Raw genomic sequence first — 12,579 nt, 5'->3', positions numbered from 1 at the left:
ACCGTGGAGAGCGTACGGAGACCGGCGGCCGGTGTCCTCCGGGTTTCCGGCTCAGCGCTCCCGTACGAGATGGAGCGGAAGCCGGCCCTCCATGACGTCGTGCCGGGGCAGCCGCAGTCCGAAGTGGTCCTGGACGGCCAGCATGGTCAGCCGGTGGGCGCGCTCGCGGCGGGCGCCGTCGAGCCGCCGGGGCACCGGCAGGACGGCCAGCTCCGTCAGTGCGGGCACCAGCAGGTCGGGGTCGCTGCCCAGGCGGTGGGTCTCCGCCCCGATCCCGAAGGAGCAGATGTGCCGACCGTCCTCGTAGTGCCGGAAGAGCGACGGCGGATGCCAGGGCGTCAGCAGGAAGTTGACGGCCTCGACACCACCGTGCGAGACGGCGGCCAGACCGTCCGGCGTCGGGCCGACCGCGTCGCCGTACTCGACGGCGAAGGACCAGCCGGCCGCCCGGCCGACCCGGGCGACACCGCCGACGCCCGACGCCGCGAGCGCGTCCAGGGCCTGCGTCACGGTGCCGAGCCGGACCGGACCGTCCGGCCGGGCGCCGAGGCGCGCGACCAGTTCACCGGGGTCGATGCCGCGCGCGAAGGTCACGCAGTCGATGGCGTACGGCTCCAGGAGCCACCCGATGCCGTCCTCCGCCACCGGCCCCGCCCCCCGCTTTCCTCCGTCATCGTCCCGCGCGCCCCAGAGTACGCACGCGGACCCGCCGCCGGACCCCCCTCGGCGGCACGACGGGCGGTCTCCGGGCGACCCGGCGGCCGGCCGAGGCGGCACCGGCGAGCACTTCGGGTCACCGATCGCATACGCTGCGCGACATGAGCGGTGCGGGCGGCGAGGCGACCAGGGGGCGGCGGGCACGCCCGCGCGGCTGGGCGGTGCTGTTCGCCGTGCTGGCCGCGCTGGTGCATGTGCTGGGCTGCGCCCACGGTCCGGTCTCGGCCGCGCCCTCGGCGGGTGTCCCGGCCGGGACGGCGGTCATGGCGTACCAGCCGTCGGCGGGACAGCCCGCCCTCCCGGTGGCGGGGTGCGCGGGACGGGGCTCGCACGGGGCGGCGTCCTGCGCCGACGCGGACGAGCCGAGCGTGCTGCCGCAGCGTACGGACGCGTCCGTGGTGCCGCCGCCGGCGGACCGGACCCCGGCGTCGGAACCGGTCACGGGGGACGCGGTGGCCCCGCCCGCGCACCCGGCGCGCGACGGCGCGCCCGCCGGGGCGTGCGCGGACCCTGACCACCGGCGGCGCGCGGCGCTCGGGGTGTGGCGGAACTGACGGCGGCCACGGGCCGGTGACGGCCGTACGGGCGCCGGACCGCGCCCGTACCGTCCACGGCCGACGGCACGCCGACCGCTTCCATGACCCCACCAGGACCGGGCGCCACGCGCGCCCGGTCGCAGGAGACCGCGCACATGAATCCACTCGACGGACCCGTCACCACCGCACATCCGCTCCCCGGCCCGCTCCGCCCGCCGTCCGCGCTGCCCGCGCACAGTCCGGCGGGGCTCGTCGGCGACACCCCGACTCTCTGGGTGGGCGCGCCGTTCACCGCCCCCGGACGGGGGTTCTGGGCCAAGCTGGAGGGCCACAATCCCGGCGGGATCAAGGACCGTACGGCGCTGTACATGGTCGCGCGCGCCCGGGAGCGCGGCACGCTGCGCCCCGGCGCGCGGATCGTGGAGTCCACCTCGGGCACGCTGGGGCTGGGGCTGGCACTCGCCGGGGTGGCCTTCGGCCATCCCGTCACCGTGGTCACCGACCCTGGCATGGAGCCGCTGATGACCGGTCTGCTGACCGCGTACGGCGCCCGTGTCGAGCTGGCACGGACGCCGCACCCGGTGGGCGGCTGGCAGGAGGCCCGCCGACTGCGGGTGGCCGAACTCCTCGCCGCGCACCGGGACTCCTGGTGCCCGGACCAGTACCACAACCCGGACAACGTGGCCGCGTACCGGCCGCTCGCCCATGAGCTGATGGCGCAGCTCGGGCGGGTCGACACGCTCGTCGTCAGTGTGGGCACGGGCGGCCACTCCGCGGGGATCGCGTCCGTGCTGCGCGACCACTTCCCCACGCTGCGGGTGGTGGGCGTCGACACCACCGGGTCGACCATCTTCGGCCAGCCCGCGGCGCCCCGGCTGATGCGGGGGCTCGGCAGCAGCATCCATCCGCGCAATGTGGCGTACGGCCTCTTCGACGAGGTGCACTGGGTCGCCGCCCCCGAGGCGGTCTGGGCGGCGCGGCTGCTGGCGCGGGCCCGCTACGCCACCGGTGGGTGGAGCGTGGGGGCGGTCGCGCTGGTCGCGCGGTGGCTGGCGCGGGTGGGGCCGGTGGAGGAGCGGATCGTGGCGGTGTTCCCCGACGGTCCGCAGCGCTATGTCGGGACGGTGTTCGACGACGCGTACTGCCGTGAGCACGGGCTGCTGGGGGCGCGCCCCGCCGAGGATCCGCAGGAGATCGCGCATCCGGCCGCGCGGACGGTGACCCGGTGGACGCGGTGCACGACCGTGGTGGATCCGCTCGCCGAGCCCGCCCGTACCGGGGGCGCGGGGCCGGGCGGGGACGGCGTCCCCGGGTCGACGGGAGGCGCCCGATGAGGCGGCGCAGGACACCGGGGACACCGCAGGGTGGCGCCCGTACGGCGAAGGCGGGCCGCAATCCGGCCGCGGGGGTGTGGGCCGGCACGCTCTCCTTCTCCCCCGCGGCGCGGCTCTTGATGGCCAACCAGTTCGCCATCAATCTCGCCTTCTACATGCTCATGCCCTATCTCGCGGCGCATCTCGCCGGTGGGCTGGGGCTGGCCGCGTGGGCGGTGGGGTTGGTGCTCGGCGTACGCAACCTCTCCCAGCAGGGCATGTTCCTCGTCGGCGGCACCCTCGCCGACCGGTTCGGCTACAAGGCGCCGATCATGGCCGGCTGTCTGCTGCGTACGGCGGGCTTCGCGCTGCTGGGCTGGGCGGACCAGCTGCCCGCGCTGATCGTGGCGTCGGCGGCGACCGGGTTCGCGGGGGCGCTCTTCAACCCGGCGGTGCGTGCCTATCTGGCGGCGGAGGCGGGTGACCGGCGGGTCGCCGCCTTCGCGACCTTCAACGTCTACTACCAGGCGGGCATGGTGCTGGGCCCGCCGGTCGGTCTGCTGCTGCTCGCCGCCGACTTCCGGCTGGTGTGCACGGCCGCCGCGGTGATCTTCGCCGCGCTGACGGTGCTCCAGTGGCGCGCGCTGCCGGCCCGGGGCGGCGGGAAGGGCGCGGACGGGCGCCCGGGGCCGGCGGCGGCGTGGCGCACGGTGCTGGCCAACCGGCCGTTCCTGCTGTTCTCGGTCGCCATGATCGGCTCGTACGTCCTGACGTTCCAGGTCTATCTGGCGCTGCCGCTGGCGGCGTCCGACGCGCTCGGCCCCGCAGCGGAGCAGGCCACCGGCGCGCTCTTCGTGGTCTCGGCCGTCGTGACCGTGGCGGGGCAGCTCCGGCTGACCGCGTGGGCGACCCGGCGCTGGAGCCCGCACGGGGCGCTGGTGCGGGGGCTGACCGTCATGGGGCTGGCGTTCCTGCCGCTGACACTGGCCCCCGGCGGGGAGGGACGTGCGGCGCGGCTCGGGGTGCTCGCCGCCCTGGTGGCGGCGGTCGTCGCGCTGGCCGTGGGGAGCGCGGTGGTCTACCCGTTCGAGATGGACACGGTGGTCGCGCTCTCCGGTGACCGGCTGGTCGCCACGCACTACGGCCTCTACCACACCGTCTCCGGCCTGGGGATCACCCTGGGCAATCTCGCCACCGGGGCGCTGTGGGATCTCGCGGAGCGCGCGGGCGTCCGCTGGCTGCCCTGGACCGTACTGACCGTCACAGGGTTGGGCTGCGCCACGGCGGTGGGCGCGCTGGCACGGGGCGGCCGGCTGGAGCGGCCGGAACCACGGCCGATCCCTGTCTGACCGGTCGGTCGCCGTCCCCCGCCCGACGGTGTGTGAAGCCCGGGGCATAGCATCGCTGCCGCAATGGACATCTCTTGGTGGGGAGTGGCCGCGCTGGCCGCCGCGGCGGCACTCGTCGGCTTCTCGAAGACGGCGGTGAGCGGGGCGAACACGGTCAGTCTGGCCGTGTTCGCCGCCGTGCTGCCCGCGCGCGAGTCGACGGGGGTGCTGCTGCCCATCCTGATCGTCGGCGATGTGCTCGCGGTGCTCACCTACCGGCGGCACGCCCACTGGCCCACGCTGTGGCGGCTGTTCCCCGCGGTCGCCGCCGGGGTGGTGCTGGGCACGCTCTTCCTCCTGTGGGCCGGCGACGGCGCGGTCCGCACCTCGATCGGCGCGATTTTGCTGCTGATGGCCGGGGTCACGGTGTGGCGGCGGCGCGCCACCCGGAAGAGGGCGGAGGCTGCGGAAGCGGCCGAGGCCGAGGCCGAGGCGACGGGCGCCGGCGGTGCGGACTCCGGCGGGGCGGCCGGAGCTTCCACCGGGCGGCTCAGAGCGCGTTCGTACGGTGTGCTCGGCGGCTTCACCACGATGGTCGCCAACGCGGGCGGCCCTGTCATGTCGCTCTACCTGCTCTCGACGGGCTTCCAGAAGCTCGGTTTCCTCGGCACCTCCGCCTGGTTCTTCCTGATCGTCAACGTGTCCAAGCTGCCCTTCAGCGTGGGGCTCGGGCTGGTCGACGGAGAGTCTCTGCTACTGGACGCCGCCCTCGTACTGTTCGTCATACCGGGCGCCCTCCTAGGCAGGTTCTGTGTGGACCGGATCGACCAGCGGCTCTTCGAGCGGCTGGTGATCGGCGCGACCGTTCTCGGGGGTCTTCAGCTTCTGCTGCGCTGAGCCCGACCGATAAGCGTGGTTTACGGTGCTTTCATGGACGCGGATCACGCACCCGACCCTGATCCCGAAGCCGGTGACGCGCCCCGTCGCGGGACGAGGGCGGCGGAGCGCTGGAGTGCCTTCACCGCGTCGCCCTTCCTCCCGGCCGCCGTGCTGGTGTTCATCCTCGCGGCGGCGGCCGGGCTCTTCGCGGGTTCGTACACGTACAACATGGCGAACCCGACGCCGCGCCGTATCCCCGCCGCCGTGGTGGGGCCCACCGACACGGCGCACGCCCGCGCCTTTGTGGACGGCATGGAGAAGGCGCTCAACGCGTCGCTCGAACTCCACCCCTATCCCACGGACGCCGCGGCCCACCACGCGGTGGAGCAGCAGGCGGTGTTCGCGGTCCTGACGTTCCGGGGCGCCGGTGTCGACTTCGCCGTGGCGAGCGCCGCCGGGGCGTCCGTGGCGCAGGTGCTCACCGAGACGGCGCCCGTGGTGGGCCACGCCGTCGGTGTACCCGTACGGATCAGTGACGTCAAGCCGCTCCAGAGGGGGGATCCGCGCGGGCTCGCCCTCTTCTACATCTCGCTCGCCGCTGTGATCATCGGTTTTGTCGGGGCCATCCAACTGAGCGTCCACGCGCGGGAGCTCAACCCGGGCGAACGCATCGCGTTCACCGTGGTCTACGCGATGCTCGGCGCCTTCGCCATCGCCGCGGTGGTGGACTGGTGGCTGGGCGCGCTGCGGCTGCCCTTCACCGAGTCGTGGCTGATCCTGGCGTTCACCATGTTCACGTCCGGGATGGTGTTCACCATGTTCAACACCCTGATGGGACGGTGGGCGATGCTGCCGACCTGGGGGCTGATGGTGCTGCTGGGAAACCCGTCCTCCGGCGGGGCGGTGTCCTGGCCGCTGCTGCCGTCGGTGCTGGGGCACATCGGGCGCTGGCTGCCGCCGGGCGCCTCCGTCAACGCCCAGCACACGGCGGTGTACTACGGAGACGCGCAGCATGTCTTCCCGTTCGCCGTGCTGGCCGGGTGGGCGCTCGTCTCGACCGGTGTGTTCTGGTTCTGGCGCCACCGCCATCCGGGCGGCAGGACCGTGGAGGACCTGTGACCGGACCGCACGGTCGGCACAACCACCGTGGCCGTTCGGGGGTCTACGGATGTGCGGGCCCACAGACCCGCACGACCGACCGAAACGGGGAAACACACCATGCGTATCCGTCCCGCTCTCGTCGCTCCGGCGGCCACCGCTCTCGTGCTGCTCCCGGTCGCCACCGGTGCCTCGGCCGCCGTCGCCGCGCCCGCCGCGTCCCCGGCGGCCGTCGCCGTCTGCCGTGAGGACGCCGTCCGGGTGACCGCGGCCCGGGCCGCCACAGCGCACGTGGTCCGGATCAGCGTCACCAACAACGGCGGCGCCGCCTGCGTCGTCGACCGGATCCCCACCGTCACCTTCGGGGACCTCGACGGCACCGCGCAGCCCGTGCCGCCGGCGTCGAGCGCCCCGTACCGGCTGCCCACCGGCGGCTCCGCGTACGCCGCGGTACGGACGTTCGACCCGGCCGCCGGGGAGTCGCGCACCGTCGCGTACCTCACCGTCGCCGGCGATCCCTCGCACCACGGGACACGCTTCGGCGCGGCCGCGGTGGGCTCCTCCGGCACCATCCGGGTCTGGGAGCCGGTCACCACACTGTGGCAGCCCACCGCGGCGAAGGCCGACGCGGCCCTGCCCGGTCAGGGCCGGCTTTCCGCCACGGTGTCCTTCGCCACCAGCGTGTCACCGGACCAGCAGAGCCGGTAGAGGTCGACCTGGCCCGACAGGTCGCGGCCGGAACGGTAGAACTCGCAGGTGGCGCCGGGCGGCCGGGGTACGGAACGGGCGTGGTCGGACGGGTAGGGGAAGGCACGGGCCGGCAGCAGCGGGCGAGTTCGGTCCGCGGCCGGCCGGTGGTCAGCTCGTCGAACCGGGACGGCGGCAGCACGCTCGTCGTCAGTTGCCAGGCCAGATGGACAGCGGCGGGCACGAAGAAGGCGGCTGCGGCCACCGGCGCCACGAAGGCGGCGGCGGAGCGGCGACGGGCGGCGCGGGTCGCCGGGGTTTCGGCCGCCTGCGCCGGTTCTTCGGCCGGCGGGGCGGCGTTGACGACGCTCACGCGGGTTCGGTCGGCCTCATGGGTGATCCGCACCCGGATCACACCGTCCGACGCGTGCTTCACGGCATTGGTGAGGGACTCCTGCACCACCCGGTACATGCCGCGTTCGATCAGGGGCGACAGCGTGGGCATTGCCCCGTGCCGCTCCCAGCGCACCGGCACCCCGGAGGCGACCGCCCGTGCGAGCGGGTCCTCGACCGTGTCGTCGACAGCCAGGCCCGCACCCGTTTCCGTCCCGGGCGGATCGTGCGGGACGGCGACGGTCTCCCGCAGTTGCTCCACGGCGTTGGCGATCGTCCCGCGCAGCTCGGCGAGGTCGGTGCGGTCCCGGTCCGTGAGGTCGACGGACCTGGCCGGGGGTATCCGCGTGTACCGCATGGCGTGTCGACCGTCCTTCCGATGGATGTCCTCACCTGCCCGGGTCGATTCTGTGGCACGGCCCGGACACCCGGCGGGACAGGAGCACGGTGAGGGGTGTCCGGGCCGCTTCCGACGCGGCGTCAGGCGTCCCGGCGGCGCGGCACGTACAGGCCGACCAGGTGCGCGGTCGCGGCCCGCGCCGCCACGATCAGGGCCGCCGCCACCGGCGGGTACGGGGCCTCGGCACCCCTGCGCATGAAGTGGTCTCCGGCTCCGTACGGCAGATGGTTGTTGACGTCCGCGAGCGTCGGTCCTCCGAGCCCCAGGAGCACGCTCGGCAGTGCCCACAGGAGTGTGACGAGGATCGAGAGCGCGCCGGCCGGGTGGCGCGTGGCGAACGCCGTCCCGACCGTCAGCACCGCGACCAACGCCTGGTAGAGACCGAACGCGAGGATCTGACGGAGGCTCGGTCCTGCCTCGAAGGAGGCCCGTCCGTACCGCTCGCTGGAGCGGCTCACGGAGCGGGAGCGCGAGGTGCTGGCCGGGCTGGGGACGGGGCTGTCCAACGCGGAGATCGCGAGGCGGCTGCACCTGGTCGAGGGCACGGTGAAGGCGCATGTCAGCGCGGTGCTCGCGAAGCTGGGCGCGCGCAACCGGGTGGAGGCGGCCATCTCCGCGTACGAGGCCGGCCTGGTCCCACCGCGCCCCCGCTGATCCGGTGTCCGCGTACTCCTTGATGTGAACAGGACCCTGACATCACACCCCTCACGTCACACACCGACTCCGGGCCGGAGCCGCGCGCGTCCGTCAAGTTGTGTGCGGCCTGGCAGAGTAGAGGCACCGAACAGCGGCAATACGTATGAGCAAGACGTGTCTGACGAGGGCGGAGTGAGCGGTGTGGAGCGGGACAAAATGGACTCACAAACAGTGGCCGGCGCTCCATGCTGGGTGAGTCTGCTCGCACGGGAACTGCCCGCCGCTCAGGCGTTCTACGGTGACGTGCTGGGCTGGACGTACCGGCCGGCGGGGCTGGGCGAGGACTTCACCGTCGCGCTCTCGGACGGGATGGCCGTCGCGGGCATCGGGGCGCTCGCCTCGTCGCTTCAGGTCGCCGTCTCCTGGACGCCGTACTTCGCGGTGAGCGATGTGGACGAGGCGGCGGCCAGGATCAGGGAGCGCGGCGCGACGGTCGCGGTGGGGCCGCTGGCCTTCCACTCCGGGCGGGCGGCGCTCGCGATGGATCCCGACGGCGCCGCCTTCGGGATCTGGGAGGGCGCGGTGCGCTCCGACTGGACGGTGGGGCGGGGCAGTGCGCCCGCCTGGCTGGAGCTGCGGACGCGTGACACCCTGGAGGCGGCCCGTTTCTACGGGCAGGTCCTCGGCTGGGCGCCGGAGAAGGAGGACGGCTTCACACTCGTCCACGAGGAGGACCACGCGGTGCTGCGCCAGGACGGGCAGATCGTCGCCAAGATCCGTGGCGGAGCCGTACAGGCCACACCGGATCCGCAGTTGCGGCCGCGCTGGCATGTCTACTTCCGGGTTCCCGAGGTGTCCGGGTCGGTCGCGGCGGCGCTGAGCGGCGGGGGCGCGCTGGCCGTGGCCGGGGACGCGTCGCCGGACCCGCGGGAGACCACGCCGCGCGAGGCGACGCTGCGCGAGGCGACGCTGCGCGATCCGGACGGCGCGCTCTTCACCGTCACCTCCGGCTGAACCGGGGTCCGTCCGTCCGTCGCCGGCTCTCACCCTGGACCTGAGGGTGAGAGCCGGCGGGCGCGGCGCGGTCAGGCCGGGCGCTCCGGGCCCACTCCCTCGACCTCGAAGACGACCTGATCCTCGTAACACCACCACCAGCCCTCGCCCGGCTCGTACGAACGGATGAGCGGGTGTCCCGACGCGGTGTAGTGGGCGGTGGCGTGCTTGTTCTTGGAGGAGTCGCAGCAGCCGATGTGGCCGCACGTCTGGCACTCCCGCAGATGCACCCAGGTGTCGCCCAGGGCGACACACTCCGGGCAGCTGTCCTCGCTGTCCGGGGTCACCTCCTCGACGTCCGCGAGATGGCCGCAGATCAGGCTGCCGGAACCCGCTTCGCTGTTCGCCATCACGCCGCCTGTCCGACCGCACAGGTCTCCTGGAGATCATTCGTCTTTTTTCACCGTACGACCGGTCCCCCGACCCCGCCAGCAGAGAGGGTCCCGTCAGGGCTTGTAGACCTCGCCCGGCTCGGCGACGCCGGGGGCCAGCAGCTCGGGAACGGTGACGAAGGTGAAGCCGCGCTTCCTCAGCTCCTCGATGATGCCGGGGACGGCGGGCACGGTGCCCTCGTAGATGTCGTGCGGCAGGATGATGCCGTCCCCCTTCGCCTGGTCGAGGATGCGCTTCTCGATGAGCGCGGAGTCGTTCGTGGAGTAGTCCTTTGCGGTCGCGCTCCACATGATCTGGGCGAGCCCGAGTTCGCGGCTCACCTCGGAGACCCGGTCGTCGGTGCGGCCCTGCGGCGGGCGCATCAGGGTGGGGCGGTGCCGTCGGCGTCCGGATCCGTCAGGATCTTGTGCGACCAGGTGTGATTGGCGACCTCGTGGCCCTCGTCCGCGATCCTGCGGACGAGATCGGGGTGTTTGACGACATGGTTCGCGCCGAGCAGGAAGAAGGTGGCGTGGACCTTCTCCTTCTTGAGTATGTCCAGCAGCCGGGGTGTGTACGTGGAGGGGCCCGCGTCGAAGGTCAGGGCTATACAGCGGGTGTTCGCGCAGTCGACGCGGCCCTGCGCTAGGGTCGCCCCCTTCTTCGCGCCGTTTCTGGCGTCCTCGGCGGAGTGGCGGTCGTACGACGTGCAGCCGCCCAGTCAACCGCTACGCACTATACATACGGCGTCTACACGCGATGCATAGTGGAGGATGGGGCTCTCAGGGGAGCGCGGGGGGCGTCGGGGGCGCGTCCGCCCCGGGAGGGGAGCTCCCGGGAGAGCCCCGGGGAACATTCCGTTCCGCCCCTCCGTTGTAAGGGGTGAGGGTGTGGGTGGAACTGAGTCCCCGGGCCCACCTGAGAAGAGCCTGTGGGGAAGATCGTTCGGCTGAAGCCCCATGGAGCCAACCGCCGCGAGGCGACCGCCATCCGCGCCCTTCCTCATACGACCCCGACCGGCGTCCCCCCGTCCGGTCGGGGTCTCGTCATGCGCGCCGGCCGCGACGCGGACGGTGCGTCTCCCGCGCGGGCCGGCCGGCTGAGAACATCGGTCGGGACGGTCCGCCCCGGGAGCCGGGGCGGACCACGGACACCACAACGGCGGGGGCGGACGATGACGGTAGGCGGCGGAGCGGAACGGCCCGGCGGATTCGAGGCGGCCACGGGCGACGGCCCTCCGGTCACCGCGGCGCCCCGGGAGCGGGCGGCCGAGGTGCGGATCGCGTTCGAGGGGCTGCTCCAGATCAGACGTCTGACCCACACCGGGCCCGGCGATCCCGCCGCCGCTCCCGCCCCCTGGGAACGCGCCCGCCCCGTCCGGGCGGTGGCGCTCGCGCTGGAGGCGGCCTCCTTCGCCCCGTCGGCCGTGGATGCCTCCGGCGGGCGGACCGCCACGGGGTACCGCGTGACACCGGGCGAGCGGGAGGGCACCGTACGGGTGGAGTGGCTCGGGCCGCACGGCGGCGGGGCCGCGCGCGGGGAGGAGCGCGCCCTGACGGAGTGCGCCGCCGTGCTGACGCCGCTGGGCTGGGAGGCCCTGCTCTACCGGGGCCCGCGACGCCGCCGTTTCCTGGAGGTGGAGCCGGCCTCCTGACCCCGGGCCGGTCGCGGGACCGTGTCGCCCGTACGGGGCCGCGTGGACGCGCGAAGGCCCGGCGGTCCGCCGCCTCCGAGGGCGGGCCGCCGGGCCTGGTGACACGGGGATCAGGACCGGTTGACGGTCCACTTCTGGTTCGGGGTGCCCGCGCACGTCCAGATCTGGAGCCGGGTGCCGTCGGCCGAGCTGTTGCCGGTGGCGTCCATGCATTTGTCGGCCTGGACGTTCACGATGTCCCGCGCGGCGGAGATGCCCCAGCGCTGGTTCCCGCCGCCGTTGCAGTCCCAGAGCTGCAACGGCGCTCCGTCGGCGGTGCTGTTGTCCTTCACCGTCAGGCACTTGCCGAAGGCCCGGATCGTACCGTCCGTGCCGACGGTCCACTGCTGGGCGGCGGCGCCGTTGCAGTTGTGGAGCTGGATGGGCGTGCCGTTCGCGGAGCTCGCCCCGGCCACGTCGACGCACATACCGCCCACCCCGGTGATGGTGCCCGTCGTACCACCGGAGCCGCTGTCGCCCGTGGTGACGCGGACGTAGTCCACGACGAGCTGGCCCGGGAAGGGGGTGCTGCCGTCGGGGTCACCCGGCCAGTAGCCGCCGACCGCGAGGTTCAGGATGAGGAAGAACGGCTTGTTGAACGCCCAGGCGCGGCCACCGAGGTCGGCGGGGGTCCGGCGCTGGTAGACATTGCCGTCGACGCTCCAGGTGATGGAGTCGGGGGCCCAGTCGACGGCGAAGGTGTGGAAGGCGTCGGCGAACGCCTGGCCGCCGGGGAGGGTGTAGCCGGCCCCGATGCCGCCCGAGCCGGAGTAGCCGGGGCCGTGCAGGGTGCCGTGGACGGTGCCGGGTTCGAAGCCGACGTTCTCCATGACGTCGATCTCGCCGCTGTTGGGCCAGCCGACACTGCCGATGTCGTTGCCGAGCATCCAGAAGGCGGGCCACATGCCCTGGCCGCGCGGGACCTTCATCCGCGCCTCGACGTGCCCGTAGGTGGAGGTGAACTTCCCCGAGGTGTTGAGCCGGGCCGAGGTGTACTCGCACCGGCCGTACCAGCACTGGTAGTTGCCGGGGTTCTCCCTGCGCGCGGTGATGACCAGATTGCCCTGGCCGTCGAGGGCGGCGTTGTTGTTGCCCGCCGTGTAGAACTGCCGTTCGTGGTTGTTGACGTTGTCGCCGGTCTCGATCTGCCACTTCGAGCCGTCGACCGCCGATCCCGCCGGACCGTTGAAGTCGTCGTTGAAGGTCACGGCCGCGGCGGCGGTGGGCGCGGCGCCCCCGTCCGGGGTGGCGGCGGAGGCGGGCACCGCCGTCAGCACGCCGGTACAGCAGAGCAGGGCGAGGGCGCACTGCGCCGCTCGGCGTGCCAGGGAATTTCGCACAGGGCATCACATCGCTTCACGTGGGGGGCATGAGCATGACAAACCACGACACGGCGCACACGGTCGGTGAACACGGAGGGCCGCCCCGGAGGGTTCTGTCCGTCATTGATTTAAGGCAGGGAGTGAGGGGGCGT

General features: G+C 73.3%; 12 protein-coding genes and 2 pseudogenes. 9 read left to right on the top strand and 5 right to left on the bottom strand.

Annotation, left to right across the window (positions count from 1 at the left end; translation table 11 throughout):
* Positions 1-51: 51 nt before the first annotated feature.
* Positions 52-645, bottom strand: coding sequence for a DUF6461 domain-containing protein (locus ACIQ7D_RS19635; protein ID WP_403939143.1), 594 nt, complete (start codon positions 643-645; stop codon positions 52-54).
* Between the two features lie 173 nt (positions 646-818).
* Between ACIQ7D_RS19635 and ACIQ7D_RS19630 the strand changes: the two genes are divergently transcribed.
* The 6 genes from ACIQ7D_RS19630 to ACIQ7D_RS19605 all read left to right on the top strand — a co-directional run bounded on the left by ACIQ7D_RS19630 (position 819) and on the right by ACIQ7D_RS19605 (position 6,579).
* Positions 819-1,271 (top strand): hypothetical protein, encoded by a 453-nt coding sequence (locus ACIQ7D_RS19630; protein WP_403939142.1) that lies wholly within the window; start codon positions 819-821, stop codon positions 1,269-1,271.
* Positions 1,272-1,408: 137 nt separating this feature from the next.
* On the top strand, positions 1,409-2,587 hold the full coding sequence (locus ACIQ7D_RS19625; RefSeq protein WP_403939140.1) for a PLP-dependent cysteine synthase family protein: 1,179 nt from the start codon (positions 1,409-1,411) through the stop codon (positions 2,585-2,587).
* 119 nt (positions 2,588-2,706) lie between these two features.
* Positions 2,707-3,915, top strand: a complete 1,209-nt coding sequence (locus tag ACIQ7D_RS19620) for an MFS transporter (RefSeq protein WP_403939308.1) — start codon at positions 2,707-2,709, stop codon at positions 3,913-3,915.
* Positions 3,916-3,978: 63 nt separating this feature from the next.
* On the top strand, positions 3,979-4,791 hold the full coding sequence (locus ACIQ7D_RS19615; protein ID WP_403939138.1) for a sulfite exporter TauE/SafE family protein: 813 nt from the start codon (positions 3,979-3,981) through the stop codon (positions 4,789-4,791).
* 33 nt (positions 4,792-4,824) lie between these two features.
* On the top strand, positions 4,825-5,892 hold the full coding sequence (locus tag ACIQ7D_RS19610) for an ABC transporter permease (RefSeq protein WP_403939136.1): 1,068 nt from the start codon (positions 4,825-4,827) through the stop codon (positions 5,890-5,892).
* 99 nt (positions 5,893-5,991) lie between these two features.
* A complete protein-coding gene (locus ACIQ7D_RS19605) occupies positions 5,992-6,579 on the top strand; it encodes a DUF4232 domain-containing protein (protein ID WP_403939133.1) in 588 nt (195 codons plus the stop codon).
* 852 nt (positions 6,580-7,431) lie between these two features.
* Here the strand turns inward: ACIQ7D_RS19605 and ACIQ7D_RS19600 are convergent.
* Complete coding sequence (locus tag ACIQ7D_RS19600) at positions 7,432-7,809, bottom strand: hypothetical protein (protein ID WP_403939131.1); 378 nt, start codon at positions 7,807-7,809, stop codon at positions 7,432-7,434.
* On the opposite strand from ACIQ7D_RS19600, the pseudogene ACIQ7D_RS19595 reads away from it, so the two are divergent.
* A pseudogene (locus ACIQ7D_RS19595) lies at positions 7,778-8,005 on the top strand (response regulator transcription factor); the annotation flags it as partial. The gene ACIQ7D_RS19600 and the pseudogene ACIQ7D_RS19595 sit on opposite strands and share 32 nt — an antisense overlap.
* 198 nt (positions 8,006-8,203) lie before the next feature.
* On the top strand, positions 8,204-9,001 hold the full coding sequence (locus ACIQ7D_RS19590; RefSeq protein ID WP_403939129.1) for a VOC family protein: 798 nt from the start codon (positions 8,204-8,206) through the stop codon (positions 8,999-9,001).
* A 71-nt stretch (positions 9,002-9,072) separates the two neighbouring features.
* Here ACIQ7D_RS19590 and ACIQ7D_RS19585 read toward each other — a convergent pair whose 3' ends face one another.
* Positions 9,073-9,390: a UBP-type zinc finger domain-containing protein gene (locus tag ACIQ7D_RS19585; RefSeq protein WP_385123750.1), complete on the bottom strand. Its 318-nt coding sequence runs from the start codon at positions 9,388-9,390 to the stop codon at positions 9,073-9,075.
* A 96-nt stretch (positions 9,391-9,486) separates the two neighbouring features.
* Positions 9,487-10,133: pseudogene (locus tag ACIQ7D_RS19580) on the bottom strand (polysaccharide deacetylase family protein).
* A gap of 453 nt (positions 10,134-10,586) precedes the next feature.
* On the opposite strand from ACIQ7D_RS19580, the gene ACIQ7D_RS19575 reads away from it, so the two are divergent.
* On the top strand, positions 10,587-11,066 hold the full coding sequence (locus ACIQ7D_RS19575; protein WP_403939127.1) for a hypothetical protein: 480 nt from the start codon (positions 10,587-10,589) through the stop codon (positions 11,064-11,066).
* Positions 11,067-11,176: 110 nt separating this feature from the next.
* Here ACIQ7D_RS19575 and ACIQ7D_RS19570 read toward each other — a convergent pair whose 3' ends face one another.
* Positions 11,177-12,445 (bottom strand): ricin-type beta-trefoil lectin domain protein, encoded by a 1,269-nt coding sequence (locus ACIQ7D_RS19570; RefSeq protein WP_403939125.1) that lies wholly within the window; start codon positions 12,443-12,445, stop codon positions 11,177-11,179.
* Between the last annotated feature and the right edge of the window lie 134 nt (positions 12,446-12,579).

This window comes from Streptomyces sp. NPDC096310, assembly GCF_044763125.1.
In the GTDB taxonomy this organism is placed as follows: domain Bacteria; phylum Actinomycetota; class Actinomycetes; order Streptomycetales; family Streptomycetaceae; genus Streptomyces.
The sequence above is the reverse complement of the archived record's forward strand: the minus strand, read 5'-3'. Positions and strand labels throughout refer to the sequence as shown.

Excerpts from the sequence above, each read along its gene's own strand:
- ACIQ7D_RS19630 (WP_403939142.1), top strand. The coding sequence starts at position 819 with ATGAGCGGTGCGGGCGGCGAGGCGACCAGGGGGCGGCGGGCACGCCCG.
- ACIQ7D_RS19625 (WP_403939140.1), top strand. The coding sequence starts at position 1,409 with ATGAATCCACTCGACGGACCCGTCACCACCGCACATCCGCTCCCCGGC.
- ACIQ7D_RS19620 (WP_403939308.1), top strand. The coding sequence starts at position 2,707 with ATGGCCAACCAGTTCGCCATCAATCTCGCCTTCTACATGCTCATGCCC.
- ACIQ7D_RS19615 (WP_403939138.1), top strand. The coding sequence starts at position 3,979 with ATGGACATCTCTTGGTGGGGAGTGGCCGCGCTGGCCGCCGCGGCGGCA.
- ACIQ7D_RS19610 (WP_403939136.1), top strand. The coding sequence starts at position 4,825 with ATGGACGCGGATCACGCACCCGACCCTGATCCCGAAGCCGGTGACGCG.
- ACIQ7D_RS19605 (WP_403939133.1), top strand. The coding sequence starts at position 5,992 with ATGCGTATCCGTCCCGCTCTCGTCGCTCCGGCGGCCACCGCTCTCGTG.
- ACIQ7D_RS19590 (WP_403939129.1), top strand. The coding sequence starts at position 8,204 with ATGGACTCACAAACAGTGGCCGGCGCTCCATGCTGGGTGAGTCTGCTC.
- ACIQ7D_RS19585 (WP_385123750.1), bottom strand. The coding sequence starts at position 9,390 with ATGGCGAACAGCGAAGCGGGTTCCGGCAGCCTGATCTGCGGCCATCTC.
- ACIQ7D_RS19575 (WP_403939127.1), top strand. The coding sequence starts at position 10,587 with ATGACGGTAGGCGGCGGAGCGGAACGGCCCGGCGGATTCGAGGCGGCC.